Source organism: Arthrobacter sp. 2MCAF14 (assembly GCF_052115645.1).
Classification (GTDB): Bacteria; Actinomycetota; Actinomycetes; order Actinomycetales; family Micrococcaceae; genus Arthrobacter.
Genome location: NZ_JBFRHB010000056.1, coordinates 1 through 20,851 on the forward strand (window position 1 = coordinate 1; position 20,851 = coordinate 20,851).

General features: G+C 65.9%; 13 protein-coding genes and 1 pseudogene. 11 read left to right on the plus strand and 3 right to left on the minus strand.

Annotation, left to right across the window (positions count from 1 at the left end):
• A partial coding sequence (locus AB4074_RS22965) for an ABC transporter ATP-binding protein (protein WP_441415458.1) occupies positions 1-638 on the minus strand: 638 nt, incomplete at its 3' end.
• A 257-nt stretch (positions 639-895) separates the two neighbouring features.
• Here AB4074_RS22965 and AB4074_RS22970 point away from each other — a divergent pair.
• From AB4074_RS22970 to AB4074_RS22980, 3 genes are all read left to right on the plus strand, one after another.
• Positions 896-2,596, plus strand: coding sequence for an ATP-binding protein (locus AB4074_RS22970; RefSeq protein WP_441415459.1), 1,701 nt, complete (start codon positions 896-898; stop codon positions 2,594-2,596).
• On the plus strand, positions 2,574-3,242 hold the full coding sequence (locus AB4074_RS22975; protein ID WP_441415460.1) for a response regulator: 669 nt from the start codon (positions 2,574-2,576) through the stop codon (positions 3,240-3,242). The genes AB4074_RS22970 and AB4074_RS22975 overlap by 23 nt, the downstream gene beginning before the upstream one ends.
• A 496-nt stretch (positions 3,243-3,738) precedes the next feature.
• Positions 3,739-4,155 (plus strand): PRC-barrel domain-containing protein, encoded by a 417-nt coding sequence (locus tag AB4074_RS22980; RefSeq protein ID WP_441415461.1) that lies wholly within the window; start codon positions 3,739-3,741, stop codon positions 4,153-4,155.
• Positions 4,156-4,540: 385 nt separating this feature from the next.
• On the opposite strand, the gene AB4074_RS22985 is transcribed toward AB4074_RS22980, so the two are convergent.
• Positions 4,541-5,137 (minus strand): recombinase family protein, encoded by a 597-nt coding sequence (locus AB4074_RS22985; RefSeq protein WP_441415462.1) that lies wholly within the window; start codon positions 5,135-5,137, stop codon positions 4,541-4,543.
• Positions 5,138-5,948: 811 nt separating this feature from the next.
• On the opposite strand from AB4074_RS22985, the gene AB4074_RS22990 reads away from it, so the two are divergent.
• From AB4074_RS22990 to AB4074_RS23020, 7 genes are all read left to right on the plus strand, one after another.
• Positions 5,949-6,974, plus strand: coding sequence for a LacI family DNA-binding transcriptional regulator (locus tag AB4074_RS22990; protein ID WP_441415470.1), 1,026 nt, complete (start codon positions 5,949-5,951; stop codon positions 6,972-6,974).
• A 121-nt stretch (positions 6,975-7,095) separates the two neighbouring features.
• The gene (locus AB4074_RS22995; RefSeq protein ID WP_441415463.1) at positions 7,096-8,364 is read left to right on the plus strand and encodes an extracellular solute-binding protein; all 1,269 of its coding nucleotides are present in this window, start codon (positions 7,096-7,098) and stop codon (positions 8,362-8,364) included.
• A 56-nt stretch (positions 8,365-8,420) separates the two neighbouring features.
• A complete protein-coding gene (locus AB4074_RS23000) occupies positions 8,421-9,362 on the plus strand; it encodes a carbohydrate ABC transporter permease (RefSeq protein WP_441415464.1) in 942 nt (313 codons plus the stop codon).
• Positions 9,362-10,222: a carbohydrate ABC transporter permease gene (locus tag AB4074_RS23005; protein ID WP_441415465.1), complete on the plus strand. Its 861-nt coding sequence runs from the start codon at positions 9,362-9,364 to the stop codon at positions 10,220-10,222. Before AB4074_RS23000 ends, AB4074_RS23005 begins: the two co-directional genes overlap by 1 nt.
• On the plus strand, positions 10,219-11,484 hold the full coding sequence (locus AB4074_RS23010) for a family 1 glycosylhydrolase (protein WP_441415466.1): 1,266 nt from the start codon (positions 10,219-10,221) through the stop codon (positions 11,482-11,484). Before AB4074_RS23005 ends, AB4074_RS23010 begins: the two co-directional genes overlap by 4 nt.
• 10 nt (positions 11,485-11,494) lie before the next feature.
• Positions 11,495-13,012 carry an arabinosylfuranosidase ArfA gene (gene arfA / locus AB4074_RS23015; protein ID WP_441415467.1) on the plus strand — a complete coding sequence of 506 codons (1,518 nt, stop codon included), beginning with the start codon at positions 11,495-11,497 and terminating at the stop codon, positions 13,010-13,012.
• Between the two features lie 86 nt (positions 13,013-13,098).
• Positions 13,099-15,228, plus strand: coding sequence for an RICIN domain-containing protein (locus AB4074_RS23020; protein ID WP_441415468.1), 2,130 nt, complete (start codon positions 13,099-13,101; stop codon positions 15,226-15,228).
• Between the two features lie 512 nt (positions 15,229-15,740).
• Here AB4074_RS23020 and AB4074_RS23025 read toward each other — a convergent pair.
• Positions 15,741-19,538, minus strand: coding sequence for an AAA family ATPase (locus tag AB4074_RS23025; protein ID WP_441415469.1), 3,798 nt, complete (start codon positions 19,536-19,538; stop codon positions 15,741-15,743).
• A 140-nt stretch (positions 19,539-19,678) separates the two neighbouring features.
• Between AB4074_RS23025 and AB4074_RS23030 the strand changes: the two are divergent.
• Positions 19,679-20,714, plus strand: a pseudogene (locus tag AB4074_RS23030) (IS256 family transposase); the annotation flags it as partial.
• Positions 20,715-20,851: the final 137 nt, after the last annotated feature.

A 20,851-nucleotide genomic window follows, 5' to 3' on the forward strand; every position in this document is an offset into this window, starting at 1 on the left:
TCGTGCGTGATGAACAGGACAGAGGGGCGCAGTTCTTCCCAGAGCTGCAGCAGCTCGTTCTGCATGATGGCCTTGGTCTGCACGTCGAGGGCGCCGAACGGCTCATCCATCAAGAGGATCCGCGGGTTGTTGATCAGCGCCGCCGCCATAGCGACGCGCTTGCGCATGCCGCCGGACAACTGGTGCGGATACCGGTCCTCGAAGCCTGCCAGGCCTACGCGGCGCAGCCAGTCCCTTGCGAGCAAGGTGGCTTCCTTCTTGGGCGTCCCGAGCAGGACCGGGCCGATCAAGACGTTCCCGAGAACGGTCTTCCACGGGAACAGCGCGTCCGCTTGGAACATGTAGCTGACGCCGTTGGTGATGCCGTCAACGATCTGGTCGTGGACCCTCACCGAGCCGGCGCTTGGCCGTTCCAGGCCGGAAACCTGGGCCAGGGTGGTCGACTTGCCGCAGCCCGTCGGTCCGACGATCGCGCAGAACTGGCCGGGTTCGACCCGCAGCGTCACATCGCGGATGGCAGTGAAGGTCTCGTGCTTGGGAGTGAGGTAACGCTTGGTCAACCCGACAATGTCGATGCCCGCGGCGTCCTCGGCCCTCTCGGGGGCCCCGGGCGGCCGGTTGGGGTGGTTGGCATTCATAACGCTAAGACCTCTCTGTCTTTTCCGATCTTGTGACCGCTGATTACAGGCACCGCGTTGGGGTGTGCCAGGGAATCGAGGCGGTCCTATGAGTTCGTTTATCCGGCGGCAGCTTGCGCTGTCACCCGGATCCCTTCCTTGGGAGTCCGACGAATTCGTGATGTGGATCACTGAAACTATGTAAAGCTTAGAAAGTGAGCGTTCGTGCCGGAAGTCTTCAGTAAGATGTGCGCCTTAATAGCAAAAGTGCACGTTTTGTGCGTTTTCTGCCACAGGGCAGACGCCCGGCCGTACTGCGGGTCCCGGTGAACCGGGTGTCAGCGGCGCAGCGCTTCCGGGGCGGCGGCCATTCTTGGACCCTGACCGCCCAGATCCTCCTGGGCTCGCTCTCGCTGCTGGTCCTCACGGTGGTCCTGGGCGGGTTGCTGTTCACGATGATCAGCAACCAGACCCTGGACCGGCAGTACCAGCTGCGTGCCCTGGGCATCGCCACGACCACCGCGCAGATGCCCGAGATCCGCTCGGCCCTGGCGGCAAAGGATCCCCAGCACGTCATCGAAGGGCTCGCCCGGGAGATCACGGCCGCAGCGCAGCCTGACTATGTTGTGGTAACCGATCGCGCCGGCGTCCGGTTCTCCCACCCGGACCCGGCGCTGATCGGCCAGAGGCTGGAGGAACCCGTGGCGGTCCTTGACGGCGAAACCCATGTCGGGTTCGACCCCGGCAGCCTGGGCACGTCGGCCAACGCCAAGGCCCCGGTCTTCGGGGCGGACGGCTCGGTGATCGGCCAGGTGTCGGTGGGCATCGAGGAGACCCATGTCTTCAGCAACCAGGTCCAGAACATCTGGTTGATCACCGGGTTCTCGGGCCTGGTCCTGGCCTTGGGCGTCGGCGGGTCGCTGCTGCTCTCCCGCAGGATCAAGCGCGTCACCTTCAACCTGGAACCGGCCGAGATCGCCTCCCTGCTGCAGGAGCGCGAGGCCCTGCTGCACGGGATCCGCGAGGCCGTCCTCGGGCTCGACGACGACGGGAACATCACGGTGATCAACGGCGAGGCCCGGCGGCTGCTCCGGATCGAGGAGCCGGCCCTGGGAAAACCGGTCGCCGAACTGGTTCCGGAGGGCCGGCTCCGGGACCTGCTCACCGGCGAACTCCCCGGCGCGGACCAGGTGGCGCTGACCGAGGACGCCCTGCTGGTGGTCAACCGCATGCCCGTCTCGACCGCTGGGCGGAGCATCGGTTCCGTTATCACCCTGCGGGACCGCACGGAGATCGAGGGCCTGGTCCGGGACCTGCATTCCGTCCGGGGCCTGATGGAGGCGATGCGCGCCCTGGAACACGAATACGCCAACCGGCTGCACATCGTCGACGGCCTGCTGGAGATGGGGGAAGTGGACCAAGCCAGGACATTCGTCTCGCAAGTGTCCACGATGTCCAGGTCGCTCGGGGAAGGGCTGCGCTCAAGGATCGCGCCGCCGGAGCTGGCAGCCCTGCTGCTGGCCAAGATCACCGTCGCCGCCGAACAGGACGTGCAAATGTCAGTGACCGCCGAGTCCCGGCTGGAACGCCCGCAGGTTGACCAGGCGGAACTCCTGACCATCGTCGGCAACCTCCTGGACAACGCCGTGGACGCCCTGGCCAATACGCCCCGGCCACGCACGGTGACCGTACAGTTCGACGACGCCGACGGCGTTTTCATCGCCGTGCGGGACAACGGCCCCGGCGTCCCGGCGGACAAGATCGACCAGGTGGTGGTGGACGGCTATTCCACCAAGGACCCGCGGCCGGGCATGCGGCGCGGCATCGGGCTGGCCCTGGTGAGCAGGATCGTGCACCGGGCAGGGGGGACCCTGGACGTGTTCCCGGGTCCCGGCGGCAACTTTGAGGTGTGGCTTCCGGCAAACCCTCACCTTGCGGAGAAGGACAGGAGGGCCGGTGATCAGGACATTGGTGGTTGACGACGATTTCCGGGTCGCCGGAATCCACGCTGCCCGTGTGGCCAGGGTCGAGGGCTTCGAATGCGTGGGCCAGGTGTACAGCGCCGCGGCCGCGCGGGAGGCAATAGCGGAACTGGACCCGGACCTGCTCCTGCTGGACGTGCACCTTCCCGACGAGGACGGTCTCTCCCTGCTGCGGTCCCTGCAGGCGGCCGGAACCCCGGTGGACTGCATCATCATCACCGCCGCCCAGGACCTGGCCACCGTCAAGTCAGCCATGGCCAGCGGCGCCGTCTACTATCTCGTCAAGCCCTTCAGCTTCGAGCGGCTCCGCACACAGCTGGAGGCCTACCGGACGTGGCGCCAGGAACTGGAATCCGCATCAACTGCCGACCAGGCAACCATCGACAGCCTCTACAACGCCCGCACGGCCGGGCTCAGGCCCGCCGCCCCGGCGCCGCGGCTGCAGCCCACCATGCAAAAAACGCTCGACGCCGTCCGCGCCGCCGGCGCTCCGGTCAGTGCCGCTGAGATCGCCGAGCTGCTCGGTGTCAGCCGTCCGACCGCCCAACGCTACCTCAGCGCACTCGAACGCAAAGGCCTCCTCATCCTGGACCTCACCTACGGCACCACCGGCAGGCCGCTGAACTCCTACACCATGCCCTAACCGCACGCGGCACCAGATCGCGGAAACGAACCGGCCCCACCCCGACAAGGGCAGGACAAAACACAGTCAACCTCAGCGAGGACATGCCCTTCCGCCTGACCCGGCCGGATAGCGCGCCGGAGCTGTCGGCCCGGGGGCCGAACAAAGGTTACTACGGCGAGGGACCAACAACCCCGGTCGGGGAAACACACCAGTACAGGATCTGCCGTGTGATCCCGAAGAACGCGGACCCCACGTATCGATGACCGGCACGCCCACGCTGGTGCGCTTGGTCCCATGCGCCCCGGAACCGAGACCAGCACCGCTGCGGTAAGAACCAAGGCTGCATTGCCTCTCCCGCCCCTGAAGCCGAACATCCGTGGTCCCCTTCCCTCGTGGTCGTCGAGACGTCGACGCATATGACCGATCGGCGGGCATTGCCTGCTTTCTGCCGGAGTTTCTACGATGGAGACATCCCGGGTGAAGAAGCGGTAAACGAAGAGTGGAGGGACAGCAAATGACTGCAAATGAGGCCCGTCAGCTGGTGAAACTGAGCGAGACGGACAGGACCGTGGCGTTGGGGGAGGAAGACATTCGTGGGTTCGTGGTGAAAGACCGCGACGGGGAGGATCTCGGCAAGGTCGATGACCTCCTGATCGACCCCGAGGGCGGCAGGGTGCGCTTCCTGTTGGTCGCCTCCGGAGGGTTCCTCGGCATCGGGAAGGAGCACTCTTTCATCCCGGTGGATGCCGTCGCCGGCATTGGCGCCGAGGAAGTTACCGTGGACCTTACGCGCGAACACGTTGCCGTGGCACCTGGGTACGACCCCGAACTAAGCAGTAACCAGGCATTCCAGGAAGCGGTCTATGGCCACTACAACTACACGCCCTACTGGATGGAGGGCTACTTCTCCCCCCGATTCCCCCCGGACTGACTCGAAATTGAACTGACCCGTCTGGGGTTTGAGCAGCTTCGTGCTTCCGGAGCTGGCACGGCGGCACCACCGGAAGCGAAATATGCGCCGACAGTTACGCCGGCCGGGGCAGACTGACGGCATAGTCGAGAGCTTCGAGCCGGCGCTCGTTTAGCCGGTTTTGGTACCCGCTTTCGACGGGAGTAGTCGGACAGGCTTATGTGTTCGGCCGCTTCGCGGCCCCTCGAAGCTCCCAGTAGTAGTACCCGACGGGTGAGATCACAAACCCGGAAATGATTCCCACGAGGGCGCTGGCCCAGAGGATCGGCAGGGTCGCTGGTTGAATCAGTGTATCTATCGTCAGTTACGAGACCAGCATTCGCTGTGGACCGCAGAAATTGCAGCGCTATGTGGCCGGGGTTCCAGCGGAGCTAATGGCCGTCTGGTGGCGGTAGAGCGTCGCGCGGCTCCAGCCGACGAGAGCGGCAGCGTCTGCCGCGGTGCGTCCGCGTTTGCGGGCATCGGCGACGATTGCGAGCTTTTCCGCGATGACCTCTAGGTTGATTGGTGGTCGGCCGAAGCGGGTGCTGTTTTGCCTGGCTGCGGCGATTCCGGCGTTGACGCGTTCGACGATCAGCTCACGCTCGTACTCGGCCAGGGTGGCAAGCATGTTCAGCATCATCCGCCCGGTGGAGGTGGCGGGGTCGATTCCGTCCGAGATGGATCGGAGGTGCACACCGTGTTCGCGCAGCAGGTTGACGGTGTTCAGAACGTCGATCAGGGACCGGCCGAGGCGGTCGACCCGCCACACAACCACGGTGTCGCCGTCTTCGGCGTACTCCAGCAGCTTCTTCATCCCGGGCCGCTCTATCGCCGTTCTGCTTCCGGAGGTGACATCGGCGAACACATCCCGCTTCTGGACGCCGGCGGCCAGGAGCGCATCGAGTTGGAGTTGGGCGTCCTGGCTGGCGGTGCTGATTCTGGTGTACCCGAGTTGTCTCACCCCACCATCCTGTCTCGGAAATATCCAGGTCCGGATGCACATGTAAGGAATCCCGGACTCCCATCCAGAAGGATTCCCCGCCGCCACCCCGTCTGATAATGGGCTTGAAGACCCGGTCCGGTACTTCAATCCCATTATCCACTTCAGCCAACCCCCGCGCAGGGACTCTAACCAGAGTAACTTCTACTTGTTTTCGCTGTTGGGGGCGGGCGCGTAATGCTCCCTCAGACCGCACCCGCAGGGACCAGTCACCACCGCTGACTACACCGGAGTAACCTGACGTGCGGGCGAGATCAGCATGGGCTAAGGCTGAGCGGATGAACTCCGATTGGATCGAGCATCGTCGATCGTCGCGAACCCGGCCGCCCAAGAGATCCAGAAATGCGGGACGAACTGACGGGAATTCCACAGGTTCAATGTGGCCCCTTGGCCCGATCCGCGGCCCCCACGCTGCCTTGAAATCCGCCCTCATATTCCTCATAAGGTCCTCGTTTTGTGCATGCTTTCTTCCTTCGTGAGGCAAGACGCAGCACAGTGTCCCGTGCGCTGCATCACCCCGTAATACGGCAGTGGTCGGGGTTTCATGAGCTCTTGAGGCCGATGTGGCTGAGGAGACTTGCCGCCGCGCGTCGCCGCTTCGATGCAGGCAGCCGGACCACAGTCTTTACAACGTCTGTACAACGTTGCAATGTAAAGTTCATGAAGCCGCTGGTTACCCATCAGCGGGAAGAAGGAGCCGAAGGGCAGGCTTGCCCGGATGTCTGCATGGGCCGACCATGTGCTTCAAGCCTAGGAGGTTGCAGTGACCACGATGCGCGATGTTGCGGCCTTGGCGGGGGTTTCCGTCAAGACCGTTTCCAACGTTGTCAACGGTTTCGAGTTCGTGAAAGCGCACACCCGCGAGCGGGTGAACGCCGCCATTGCCGAGCTCGGCTTCCAGCCGAACCTTGTGGCCCGGAACCTTCGGACCGGAAGGACGGGTGTGATCGGGCTCGCCGTGCCGGAGCTGAAGTTCAGCTACTTCGCCGAGCTCGCAGACGCCGTCCTCAGGGCAGCCCGACAACGCGACTACGTGGTCCTCATCGAACAGACAGGCGGGGAGCGGTCGGCTGAGATTGAGCTGCTTCACGGCTCCCGGACCTCCATGATGGACGGGCTGCTGTTCTCCCCTCTGGGACTGGACGACGATGACGCACTGCAGCTCAAGGTGGACTATCCGCTCGTCCTGCTCGGGGAGCGGATCTTCAACGGCCCGACCGACCACGTGACCATGCAGAACGTCGAAGGCGCGGCGATGGCCGTGCGGCATCTCCTGGCCTCCGGGCGGAAGCGGATCGCGGTTCTTGGCGCCCACGAGGGCGAAAGAGTCGGTTCGGGACCCCTACGCCTGGACGGATACCGGGCGGCACTGGAGCAGGCAGGCATCCCCTTCGACCCAAGCCTGGTCGTGCACCGGCAAGGCTGGCACCGGACCGACGGCGCCGAGGCCATGCAGGAGCTCATCCGGCGCGAGGTGCAGTTCGATGCCGTCTTCGCTCTCAACGACGAACTGGCCCTGGGTGCCCTCCGCACGCTGTTCCACTCGGGAATCAACGTCCCGCAGGACGTGGCGGTCGTCGGCTTCGACAACGTCACCGAGGCGCAGTTCGCCATGCCCAGCCTCACAACTATCGACCCCAACAGGGCCACGATCGCTGAGACGGCCGTCGACGCGCTCCTTGAGAGAATCGCCGGGCGCGGCAAGGAGGACAGTCCCCGACCGCGCACCTTCGAGGTCCCGGCGACGCTCGTCGCACGCGAGTCCGCGCCGGGACGGATCCGCAGCACAGTCGCCTGATTTTGCCCGTTGACTGGGTGTGACGCAGGCCTCTATACTCCCTATTACAACGTTGTATTTCCATCGTTGTAAAGACTCAGCCGATCGGTGTCCTGCCCGATCGACCCCAGAGAGGCATTCAATGAAGAAACTGCTTGCGACGCTCGCGGTGTCCGCCGTGGGCACGGCCCTGGCTTTGACGGGCTGCTCCAACTCCACGAACTCCACTGCTGCAGCCGACGCGTCCGGCCCCGTCACACTCACTTTCTGGCACGGCTACACCGAGGCGGACGGCAAGGTCCTGGACCAGATCGTCGACGACTTCAACAAGTCCCAGAACACGATCACGATCAAGACCACGACGAAACCGTGGGCGGTAATCGGCGACACCCTGCTCACGTCCCTCTCTGCGAAGAACGGGCCAGACATCGTGGCGCTTCCCGCTGAGAACCTGCCGGTCTATGCGTCCAAGGGAGCACTGCAGAAGCTTGATGACTTCTACTCGTCCTCGACTCAGAGCGCATCATTGAACCCGCGGGCGGTCGAGATGGAGAAGATCGGCGGCTCCTACTACGGCGTGCCCACGGGCTTCGTGCCACTGTCCGTCATCTACAACAAGGCCCTATTCCAGAAGGCCGGGATCTCGACATTCCCGACCACGTGGGACGAGTGGGTCGCCGACGCCAAGAAGCTGACAGTCGGCGCGGATGCCGGCACCCCCGTGCAGTACGGGCTCGCGCTTCCGGACCATGCGACCGTGGGCAACGGGGTCTGGGCCAGTCTCTTCTACGGCAACGGCGGCGCGATCGTCGATGGGGACAAGTCTGTGCTCGACTCCCAGGCCAACCAGGAGACCCTCGCCTACTGGTCCAAGGCCGTGCATGAATCCAAGATCTCCCCGACAGGCCTGGACGGGATCGCTTCGGACAAGCTCTTCTCCTCCGGGAAGGCCGCGATGGAGATCGGCGGGCCCTGGATGGCCAGCGTGGCGAAAGACAACAACATCGACTACGGCATTGCGTCGATCCCGGCGGGGCCGAAGAGCCAGGCGGCGTCGGCCATCGGGATCTCGGCTGCTGTGACCTCTCAGGCGGATGCGGCGAAGAAGGCCGCGGCCGGAAAGTTCTTCGACTACCTCTTCTCGAAAGACAATGCAGCCAAGTGGTCACTCGGCTCCGGCTGGCCCCCGCTGCGGACTGACGTTCCCGGATCGGCGGTGTCCTCGAACGCCGTCGTAGCCGCCCTGTCAGGCATCGTCGGCACCGCCCGTCCCCTCCTCCCGGGCGTCGCCGACAGCAGCGATGTGCTGACGGCGGTGGACGAAGCGACGCAGAAGTCCCTCAGCGGCGGGGATCCTGCCGCGCTGCTGACGAACGCCTCCCAATCTGTACAGCAGGCCCTCGGCAAGTGACCCTGAGGTGGCCGCCGCCCCGTGACGGCGGCCACCTCGCACAGAAAGAACCCCCAATGATCTCTCCCACCCGAGTGCGCGCGCCCTACCGGGCTCCGGCTCCCCTCGGCGGACGCCCGCTAAGCCGGCGCGGCCTGCCGGCCAGGGCGTTGTTGTTTATGCTCCCGGCCCTGGTCGTCCTCCTCGCCTTCGTATTCTGGCCCATGGCCTCCGCCCTTCGGCTCTCGTTCACCAATGCCTCCGGGTTCGGGATCGAGGAATGGGTCGGCTTCGGCAACTACGCAAAGATCTTCACCGACCACCGCATCCTGGCCACGCTCGGCAACACCGCGCTGTACACGTCGATGTTCACCCCGACCGCCCTGATCGTGGCGCTGGCCCTCGCGCTCCTGCTGAACAACCGGCTCCTGGTCGCGCGCGGGTTCTTCCGCACGGCTCTCTTCCTGCCCTTCATCGTCTCCCTGGCCGTGGCTGCCTTCGCCTGGACGTACCTGCTCGACCCGCAGGTCGGCCTCCTGACCTACTGGCTGCGAACGGTCGGCGTGCAGATCGGCAACGTCCTGCAGGACCCCGTGCTTGCCATGCCAACGGTCGTGGCCGTGGCCATCTGGAAGAACTTCGGCTTCTACATGGTGGTCTTCATCGCCGGGCTCCAGGAGATCCCGGAATCCCTGTACGAGGCGGCGAAGATCGACGGCGCGGGCCCCTGGCGGCGGTTCACCAATGTCACGCTCCCCCAGTTGGGCAACACGCTCGCGTTCGTCGTGGTCTTCGCGATGATCGCTGCACTGCAGGCATTTGACCAGATCTACGTGATGACCGGCGGCGGCCCCTACCGGAGCACGCAATCAGTCGTGATGGAGCTCTACCAGGACGGCTTCAAGAAACTCGACCTCGGCTTGGCCTCCGCACTGTCCTACGTGCTGCTCGCTGCCACCCTGCTCCTGAGCCTCATCCAGTTCCGCTTCTTCGGACGCCGCGAGAAGGACACCCTCTGATGACCATGACCATGACCCAGGCCGCGGCGGGGCGCCGCCCCGGCCGCACCGCGCACCGGTGGCTGCTCGCCGCGGCGGTGCTGGTGCTGACCGCGATGGTGCTGCTGCCAGTGGCCATCATCGTCTTCACCGCGTTCAAGCCGACGACGGAGATCAACGCCTTCCCGCCGACTCTCGTGCCTGCAAGCTGGACGCTGGAGAACTTCACCCGCATCTTCACCGATCTGCCGTTCGCGCGGCTGTTCCTCAACAGCTTCCTGTTCGCCGGCGGGGTGACCCTGTTCGCCCTGACCTTCGACTCTCTTGCCGCGTACGCCCTTGCCCGCCTCGACTTCCGCGGCAACCGGCTCTTACTGATCGCCATCGTGGCCAGTCTCATGATCCCGTTCCAGGCAACCCTCATCCCGGTCTACCAGCTCGTGGCACAGCTGGGCTGGGTCAACACCTTCGCCGGACTGATCATTCCGCGAGCCGCAGACGCCTTCGGCATCTTCTTTCTGCGCCAGTTCTTCGTCTCGCTGCCCCGGGATCTGGACAACGCGGCACGCATCGACGGTGCGGGCGAGTTCCGTGTCTTCCGCAGCATCATCCTGCCCAACGCGGTGCCGGCGCTGCTGACCCTGGCGATATTCACCTTCGTGAACAACTGGAACGACCTTCTCTGGCCCCTGGTGTTCACCACGACCCCGGACATGGGCACCATCACCTCCGGCCTGACACTCCTGACAGGTCCGAGCGGCATCATCCCGTACGGCACCATGATGGCCGGCTCCCTCATCGCCGTCCTGCCGCTGGCGGTCATGTTCCTGATCATGCAGCGCCGCTTCATCGAATCGGTCGCGACCACGGGGCTCAAATGACGGGCGCGCCGCGCTGGTTCGAGGACGGACGCCTCCACTTCGCCTTGGGAATCGAGGACACCTTCGTCCCGCAGTCACGGGACGGAGAGCGGTCGATCGACGAGTACGAACTGACCGAACACTACGAGCAATTCGCCGACGACTTCGCCCTCGCCGCCGGATCCGGCGCCGAGCTTCTGCGCTGGGGCGTGCCCTGGTACCGCATCGCCGCGGAGCCAGGGCGATGGGACTGGTCCTGGACCGACCGTGCCGTCAACGCTCTCCTTGACGCGGGCCTGACGCCCATCATCGACCTGCTCCACTACGGCACGCCCCTGTGGCTTGAACGCGAATTCGCCAACCCGGACTACCCACACCACGCCGCCGAGTTCGCCGAGCGCTTCGCCGCCCGGTACGGGGACCGCGTCACCGACTACACCCCGGTCAACGAACCCGTGATCCACGCACTGTTCTCCGGCGAGTACGGCTACTGGCCTCCCTACCTCCACGGCCCGGAAGGCTTCGCGACAATAGCAGCCAACCTCGCCCGCGGGTTCGTCCGCACACAGCAGGCCGTCGCGGCATCCATCGGGGCGCGGGCGGCCTTCGTCCACGTGGACGCCGCCATGGGCTTCGTCGGCGACGACGCCGCCCCCGAACACCTGGAAGAGGCATCACGGCTCCGCCACCAAGTACACCTGGTCGAGGACCTCGTCACCGGCAGGGTGGATGACCGGCACCCGCTCCGGCGGCACCTGATGCCCGCCATCGACGACGACGAGCTCACTTGGTTCCGGGAGAACGCCGTACAGCCGGACGTAATGGGGGTCAACTACTACCCACGCCATTCCACCGAATTGTTCGAACCTGGGGTCCGCCACGCCGGCGGCTTCACCGACCCCCGACCCACCGTCGACCGCGGTACCGAAGGCCTCCGGGACGCAATCGCCCTCTACGCCGGACGCTACGGGGCACCGGTGATGATCACCGAAACGTGCGTCACCGGATCCGTGACCGAACGGATCCGCTGGCTGGACGAATCGGTAGCACTCGCCGAGCGGATCCGTGCCGAAGGAACCCGGCTGGTCGGCTACACCTGGTGGCCCCTCTTTGACATGTACGAGTGGACCTGGCGGCACAGCGGCAGGCCCCGTGCAGACCACCTCCTCGCCATGGGCCTGTACGACCTGGCCGAGAGCACCGAAGGACTCCTGCGCCTGCCGAACCCGGCCGCCGCCCGCTACCGACACCACGCCTCCCTGCACCGAACAACGAACCACTGACGGAAGACCCATGCACACAGCACACCTCACCATCCGGCCACTGGCCGTCATCGGCACCATCAACCCGCGCATCTACGGCTCCTTCATCGAACACCTCGGACGGGCCGTGTACGACGGCATCTACGAGCCGGGCCACCCGCTCGCCGACGCGGCAGGCTTCCGCACCGATGTCATCGAGCTCGTCAAAGAGCTCGGCGTCTCCGCCATCCGCTACCCCGGAGGGAACTTCGTCTCCGGGTTCAAATGGGAGGACAGCGTCGGACCAGTTGCGGAGCGCCCGGCCCGGCTCGACCTGGCATGGCACTCCACCGAAACCAACCAGATCGGCCTGCACGAGTTCCAGGACTGGCTGGACCGCGTCGGCAGCGAACTGATGCTCGCGGTCAACCTCGGAACCCGCGGCACCGCCGAAGCACTCGAACTCCTCGAGTACACCAACCTCCACACCGGCACCGCCCTGGCCGAGCAGCGCATCGCCAACGGCCGCACCGAACCCCTCGACGTGCGCATCTGGTGCCTTGGCAACGAGATGGACGGACCCTGGCAACTCGGGCACCGCCCGGCCGAAGACTACGGAAAGCTCGCAGCCCAGACCGCCCGGGCCATGAAGCAGTTCGACCCGGACCTCGAGCTCGTCGTCTGCGGCTCCTCAAGCTCGTCCATGCCGACCTTCGCCGAGTGGGAGCGCGTAGTGCTCTCCCACGCCTACGACGCGGTCGACTACATCTCCTGCCACGCCTACTACGAGAACACCGGCGACCTCGGCTCGTTCCTCGCCTCCGGCGTCGACATGGACAGGTTCATCCGCAGCGTCCTCGCCACGGCAGACCAGGTCAAGGCCGTCCGCGGCAGCAGCAAGACGATCGACATCTCATTCGACGAGTGGAACATCTGGTACAACACACGGTTCGAGAACCTCGACAAGATCCAGGGCGTGCGCAACTGGCCCCAGGCCCCGCGCCTGCTCGAGGACGTCTACACCGTGGCGGACGCTGTCGTGTTCGGCAGCCTCCTGATCACCCTGCTCAAGCACGCCGACCGCGTCACCAGCGCCTCCCTCGCGCAGCTGGTGAACGTGATCGCACCGATCATGACCGAGCCCGGCGGGCCCTCCTGGCGGCAGACGACCTTCTTCCCCTTCGCAGCGACCTCGGCCCACGCCCGCGGCACCGCGCTCGACGTCGCCACGGTCACCGACACCTACGAAACAGGCCGCTTCGGCGACGTCCCGGTCGTGGACGCCGTCGCCGCCCACGACGAGACCACCGGACACTACGCCGTCTACGCCGTGAACCGCTCCATGGACGGTCCGACGGAAATAGTGGTGGACCTCTCGGCGCTGCCCGACGGAGCGGAGGGGCTCGCCGCATCCGCACGGGTGCTCAGCGACCCCGACCTCGAAGCGGCCAACACTCTCGAAGACCCGGAGCGGGTCACCCTCCGGAACCTCCCCGTCGTCCGCGACGGCTCGACCCTGCGCATCACGCTCCCCGCGGTCTCCTGGGCGGAGATCCTGCTGGAACGCTGACGCAGCCAACAAGCCGATGTCGCAACGGCCCGCGGCGACGGTCCGCGGCGACCGCCCGCGGGCAACCACCCACAGAGGAGATAAAGATGGTTCCATCCGCCACCGCCGCTTCGCGCCCGCCGTCAAAACCCCTACACCTTCGGTTCCGCACCATCGTCGTGATCGCCGCCACCGCGCTCGGCATGATCACCTCCGCCGTGACGGCGCTCCCCGCGCACGCCGTCACGACGGGCAACGGCTCCCTCGTGTACTCGCCTGCCGCCGGGACGTCCTTCAACCCGGAAGGGGGCAGGCCGGCCGGCACCACCTATGCCAAGAACGTCGTCCTGAAGCACAGCGGCAGCGCCAACGGCACCCAGCTGGTGACCTTCGACCAGCTCGTCCTGAACAGCAGCAATCAGCAGGTCTACCCCATCTACCGCAGCACCGATAACGGGACCTCCTGGGCGCACGTTACAGACGTGGTGCCCAACAACAACTTCCCCCTGCTCAACCGCACCGCGCAGCCGTTCCTGTTCGAAGTCCCCCAGCAGACCGGGAACCTCCCCGCAGGCACACTCCTTCTCGCCGGCATGATCATGCCCCAGGACCGCTCGAGCACACAGTTGGTCGTGTACAAGAGCTCCGACCAGGGAAGCACCTGGTCCTACCTGAGCACCATCGACAGCGGCGGCCCCGCGGTCTACGACCCCAGCCCCACCTCGACCACCACGGCGGTCTGGGAGCCTTCGCTCGCCGTGGACGGACAGGGCGGCCTGGTCGCCTACTTCTCCGACGAACGGCAAAAAGCCAGCGGGGTGCTTCAGGCCGTCGCCTACCACCGCTCCACCGACGGCGGTGCGACATGGGGCTCCGAAGCCAATGTCTCCGCACCCCCGAACCAGTCGGACCGTCCCGGGATGATCACGGTCACCAAGCTCCCGGACGGTCGCTACCTCGCAACCTTCGAAGTGGTGAACCGGCCCTCCCAGACCCAGAACAGCGCCCCCGTCTACTACAAAACCTCCCCCGACGGCCTCAACTGGTCCCCGACGACGAGCATCGGAACCCAGATCGCCCTGGCCAACGGCCGCGGCATCGGTTCCTCCCCTAACGTCAAATGGGTCCCGACGGGCGGCCCGAAAGGCATGGTAGTGGTCGCCGCCAAGTGGGCCCTGAACGCGACGGGGGCGACCGACGGCGGACAGGACTTCTACGTCAACTACAACCTCGGCGGCGGGCCGTGGGAGCGCCTTCCCATGGCGGTGACCTACGACAGCACCGACAGCGAGGGAGGCACCTTCAGCGGCTTCGCCCAGAGCATCGACTACTCGGTGGACGGACGCACTCTCTACCAGGCGACCAATGTCGAGAACCTGACGACAACGTACAACGACATCCGGGTCGGCTCGATCCCCCTGGACGCTCAGCAGTACGAGGCAGAGAAGGCTGCGCGGACATCGGACACCACGATCGTGAACCATCCCGCCGCCTCCAACGGCGGCAAGGTCGGTAACATCAACAACCCGACCAGTGCCGTGACCTTCACGGTCCGGGTACCCAACGCGGGCAACTACACCCTCAACGTCAGGTACGACAACGGCACCGGCGCGACGTCGACCCACAACGTCAGCGTCAACGGTGGCAGCCCGTCGGTGATCACCTACGCCCCGACAGCCAACTGGGGCCGCTACCAATGGGCGCAGCTGCCCGTCACGCTCAACGCGGGCGTAAATACGATCGCCTTCAGCAGGGGGACATCGTACGCGGAGCTGGACGTGCTCCACGTCTACCAACCGAGCACGGCCCTGGACCCCCAGTTCCGGGTCGTGAACCAGAACAGCGGCAAGTACCTCGAGATAACGGGAGCCTCGACCGCGGACGGGGCAACGGCAGGGCAATGGGGCGACACCGGCAACGCTTGCCAGATCTGGAACCTCCACGTCGTCCCGCAAGGCGTCCAGCTGTTCAACGACAACAGCGGAAAGCTCCTGGAGATCCCCAACGCCCAGACAGCCGACGGCGTCCATGCCGACCAATGGGGACCGACCGGGAACCCCACACAGGTGTGGTCCCCGGCCACCTCCAACGGTTCGTGGACCTTCACCAACACCAACAGCGGCAAGTTCCTGGAAATAGCCTCGGCATCCACGGCCGACGGCGCCGCCGCGCAGCAATGGGGACCGACCGGGAACCCCACCCAGCAATGGCGGCTGGTCAGGGAGGGCATCCAATGAGCTGAAGGGGACGGCCGCCGCCAGGCCGCCGTCCCCTTCAACACCCAAACCACCACGCCGGCCCAAGGCTCCGTCGTCACAACGTGGAACGGACACAGTTCAGGAGACGCGGCTCGCCCCCCAAGGGCACCTTCGGCAGGGACGGTCAGTGAAATCCCGCGCCGCTCCCCAAATGGAATGTATTCACCCAAGGAACGCCGTGGCACGAACTCACGAACCCGGGCCGCCTCCCCAGGCACAAGCTTTGCGAGCACATCCCGACAGGTGACCGTTTTTTGAGTCCCCTATCCAGGCAATACCTCACCAGGCAATTTCCGCTTGGCTGCAACCAGCCACCGTGCGAGTAGGCTGAACTTCCTCGGAGAGGTCTTCATCTGCCAGGACGGCCGAAGCGGATCCGAACCAGGCTGCATTTTCCGAGAAAAACGGGTTCAAATCTGGTTGACGACGGTCTCAGGCGTTGCCTCTTTCAGGCGTATCCTGTTCCACCCCCACCACGCTGTCATTACTTCCTAGCGGCCGATGCCGGGGCCCCGGTCCTGGCGTGGCGTCTGATCGTCGTTGCGGCGGGTCTGGTGGCGGCGGTCTTGTTCCTCGGCGCGGCGGGCTTTGATCTGCTCCAGGGCTTCCTTGACGGCCTCGGGGCTCCTGCTCTCGTTCACTGGGTGGCCGATCCTGGCCCGGTTTTCGCGGACCATGCGTGCCAGGGCTGCAATGCGTTCGGCGCGTTCCTGTGCCGGGCTCAGCTGCGCTTCTGAGCCACGGGACTCCTGCAGGTGGTCCACCACGTGCTCGGCCGGTGTCGGGCTTTCCTTAACGATGGCTTCGACCTGGGCGGCTTCGGCCATCAGGACAGCGTCCGCCCTCGCCAGGGGTTCCTTGGCCGTTTGGGCGCTGTACTTGTGCATGGCCGTCACCCTGGCGGTCAATTCGGCCCCGACGCCCCTCTCCTGGTGGGCAGTGGGTACTGGCTGGGTTTCGGCTGCCGCCACACGGTAGGTGTCGCGGTAGGTGGAGATCTCCACGGCGAGCTGGCGCCACTGTTCCTGACGTTGCGGACCCGAGGGCACGGGGCCCAGGGCAGCGGCCCAGGCCGGGGGTTCGGCCGCGAGCTGGGCGCCCAAGCGGGCCGCTTCGTTGGCCATGAGCTCACGCCGTGCGGCGAGCTCCTGCCGCCACAGTGCCGGAGTGTCCTGGTGCGCGACGACGTCGGCCGGTGCCATCCACCCGGGCAGCCGGTCCGGGGCAGGTTCGCTGGTGACGGGTACGGGCATCTGGCGGCGCAGCTCGATTTCGGCGTGGATCCTGCGCTGGATCAATGCGGCCTTCTGGATCCGGGAGGCGTGCTCGTCCCGGCTGTAGTTGGACACGGCGCCGCGTTCGTAGGCTTCATCGGCCCGTACCTCAGGGTTCATGAGTTCGCGCAGGGCCTGTTCCTTCTGCAGGGAGGATGCAAGCCACCGGGCTTTACTGGTTGCGGCGGTGTCGTTGATCGTTGTATCGGTGCGCAGCTGCTGCGTCGCAGCGCTGATCCGGGCGGCCAGGTCGTCGTCGCTGAGGTGACCGTGCAGGCGCCGCTGCCACGGGGTCTCCTTGCGTTCGGCCAGCCAGCCGCGCAGCAACGTCTTCCGGTCCGGTTGTTCGGTGTCCGGCGTCCGGGACGCTTCGCCCTTGGCGTGCATCAGCTCGCCGACGGCGCGCTGCCCGAGGCGTTCCAGTGCTTCGTCGCTCATGGACTCCAGCGGCCGGCGGCCCGTGTCCTGGGCGCGCTCACGCCACCGGGCGAGGCGGTCTTCGACGCGCCAGGCCAGTACTGCTCCGGGATCTTCGGAGGCGTCGAAGTCGCCTTCGTTGACACTGTCGGTGAGCAGGTTGGTGATGTTGAAGCCGTCGTTCTCGGCGTGGCGCAGCTGCGTGGCCACGGCACCCCACGCGGTGGACTGGGTGAATCCGGCGGCTGTTCCTTCGCCCAGGACCCGGGCGGCGAGGTTGGCCATGCGCAGCTCGTTGGCCTGGTCATCAATGTCCCGGTATGCGGCGGACATGTCCGGCAGCGAGCGGGCCTGCGCGCGGGCGGCGTCCATCTGTTCTTGCGCGGTCAGGTTGGAATCGTGGTTCGCAGCAACGTAGCCGAGCACGTCTTCGAGAGTTTCGCCGTCGGCCACGACGCCGTAGAGCTTGTTGGACTCCCGCCCGCGGGAGGCTGCGACGTAGGCAAGGGAGCGGGAAAGCCCGGAGCTGATGAGGGCATGCGTGGTGTCGCACGTGACGCCCTGGGTGCGGCGGATCGTGGCCGCGTACCCAAGCATTGTGTTGGCACGCACGTACTCGGCAGGGAGAGTGACCCTGCCCTGGTGGCCGTGGTGCTTCACGGTCAGCGAGCCATCCTTGTGGGCTTCAACGACGTCCCAGACGTCGTTGTTCTTCACGAAGTCTTTGCCACGGTTGGTGGAGAGCCGGCGGTTGTTGTCACGGGTGCCAACAATGTCACCGGCCCGTGCGGTGAGCCCGTCGCGCAGCATCGCGGCCGGGGCCTTCGCATCCAGTTCACTGGTTGCGATCCGGTAGGCCTGGGCGCGGGCGTTGAGCTCGGTGACGGTGGCGTTGTCGAACGCCATCATGATCGAATGCTTGCCGTCGTTGGTGTCTTTCTGCCATGCCTCGAACACCAGCGACGTCATGGTCTCGGCGTCGCCGCCGACCACGCGGCGGTTCTCCCGGTAGAACGTCCACGGGTCATCTACCCCGGTGGCCGGGGGTTCGCGCAGCGCCAGGGTCGCGGCGGCTTCGGCCTCGTTCGGGGACCCGTCCGGGTTGCGGAAGCGGTGCAGGTCTTCCAGGTACACGGCCCCTACGGTGTTCTTCAGCAGGCGCAATGCGCCGCCGGAAGCGACGGCCGAGAGCTGCTGATCATCACCCAAGGCACGGACCACGGCACCGTGCTGGTCTGCGATGGTCACGGCCGCCGCGAACAGCTGGGTGCCGACCATGCCGGCCTCATCAATGATGATCACGTCTCCCGGCTTTGGGGTCGTCTTTTCATCGTTCGCGCCCCGGCTATGGGCCAGTACGAAGGAGTCAATCGTGGTCGCGGTCGCTCCTAGCTCCGCGCCCATCACGGCGGCTGCGACGGCGGTAGGCGCGAGACCGAACACCCGGCCGCCGGCCTCGCGCACGGTGTCCGCGGCAAGTTTCAGCGCGGTGGTTTTTCCGGCCGTGAGCAGGTTCCCGGCCGGGGTGCCGTCGGCGTTGCAGACCCCGGCGTAGGTGTTCGTGGCGGCGGTGAAGTGCAGGAGGTTCGCCGCTGTTCCGGTCGCGTAGGCGGTGGTGGTGCAGGTGTCATCCGTCGTGGTGCCGGTGTCGCCCTGGTCCGAGATCCAGACCGGGCGTCCAAGGCTGTCGTAGCCGGTGCTGGCGTTGGTGTTCCGCCACCCGGCCGCTACCGCGGATTTACTCCATACCCTTCCGGTGCCCAGGTGCCGGGCCGTGGGCGTGCCCAGGGCGGTCGCCCCGGTCGCGGTGGGCGTCGAGGCCCAGGGGAAGCTGCTGGTGACTTTCAGCAGGGCTCCGCCGTCCCCGAGCGTGCTCTGGGTCTCGAGGGTGCGCCCGGAGAACCACGGGGAATCGGTGACGGCGGTTCCGTCCGAGGCCGTCACGGTCGAGGAGACCGTCCCGCCGGTGGTGTTGGAGGGGGTACCGTCCAGGCCCCGCAGGTAGGTGGTGGTGACCGCGGAGGTGGCGGTGATGGTCTTGACTTGGGACCATCCGGCCAGCACGGACCAGGTCAGCTTGGAGCTGGCGGTATCGGTGCGGTATTTCAGTTCGGGGTACCGCCAGGCGGGGGTGCCGAGGTAGCTGTACGTGGTGGTCTGGGTGAGGGACCCGGGTCCGCCGGGTCCGGCGTCGGCGCTGACGGCCTGGACCGGGTAGACGTGGAACCAGTCCATCCGGGGCGCCTGGACGATGGGGGTGGTGGGCGTCCACCACTGGGGGAAGCAGCGGCGCGTGTTGGACTGGGGCGAGGCCGGCAGGGAGGTCGGGGTGCAGTCCGCCCCGCTGTATCCGATGGTGGTGACGGCCCCGGTCGGTGATTTGATGCTCGTGATCCGGTACCTGTCCAAGGGTGCGAGGCCGTCGGTGACCCAGACCCGGTTCTGCAACACCTGCCCGTTGAACACTGTCTTCGGGTCCGTGATAGTAGTGCCGGCGCTCGTGTCGATCCCGGAGTGGGTGATGTCGCCGAGCCAGAGGGCCGGGGCGGTGCCTCGGCCGCGGCTGGAACTGACGATCACCGCACGCCATGCAGGCATCCTTGAGCGGTGTTTGAGGGTGTCAGATGGTTTGTGTAGGAGTTCCGGTCCCCGGTTGATTGGAGAACACTGTGACCATGACTGATGCCAATGAAGAGCTCAGCGCCGAGCTCGCCGCCAAGGTCGCCGCTGCCGGCGGCATGGAACAGCTACGGGAGTCGGGCCGCGTTCGAGGAGCTGATGGAGCAGATCGACTCCGGTGAACTGCAAATCGATGGCAAGAACGGTTTCCTGAACCAGATGATCAAGACCGTTCTGGAACGAGGGCTCAAGGCCGAGCTTTCCGGGCACCTGGGCTACGAGAAAGGAGATTCGGCTTCCCGGGTGCTGCCGAATTCACGCAATGGCTCCTATCCCAAGACGCTGGCCAGCCAGGTCGGAGACGTCGCGCTGGCCGTCCCGCGGGACCGGAACGGAACGTTCACCCCGCAGCTGGTGCCCAAGGGTTCCCGCCGCACCGGAGGTCTGGATGAGATGATCGTCAGCCTCTACGCCGGGGGCATGACCATCCGCGATATCCAGCACCATCTGGAGTCCACGATCGGGACCGAACTCTCGCACGAGACGATCTCCAAAATCACCGACGACGTGCTCGATGAAGTACTGCTCTGGCAGCGCCGGCCCCTTGACCCGATCTATCCGATCCTCTATCTGGACGCGATCGTGGTCAAAATCCGCGACGGCGCGCAAGTGCGCAACAAGGCCGCGCACATCGCCGTGGGCGTCGACATGGACGGCATCAAGCACGTGCTCGGCATCTGGGTCGAAGCCACCGAAGGAGCGAAATTCTGGGCCGGCGTCTGCGCCGAACTGGCCAACCGCGGAGTCAAAGACGTGCTCATCGTCTGCTGCGACGGACTGACGGGCTTCCCCGAAGCGGTGGGAGCGACCTGGCCCCTGGCAACCGTGCAAACCTGCGTGGTGCACCTGATCCGGGCCTCGCTGCGCTTCATCGGCTACCAGGACCGCAAAACGGTCGCAGCAGCCCTCAAACCGATCTACACCGCATCCTCCGCGGAAGCGGCCGAGACCGCGATGGAGGAGTTCGCCGCCTCGCCGCTGGGCCTCAAATACCGGGCCACGGTCAACACCTGGCGCAACAGCTGGGAACGGTTCATTCCCTTCCTGGCCTTCCCGCCACCGCTGCGCCGGATCATCTACACCACGGATGAAATCGTCAAGTCGGGTGCGTCAATCTTTCCTGGTTGGCTCCTGCTGCTGTTGACCGGGGTCGCCGAGGCTCCGGGGTCAAGGGCGGCCGTAGGCCGTCGCGCAGCGATCACGGCAGTGACCCTTGAGGACGGAGGGGCGGC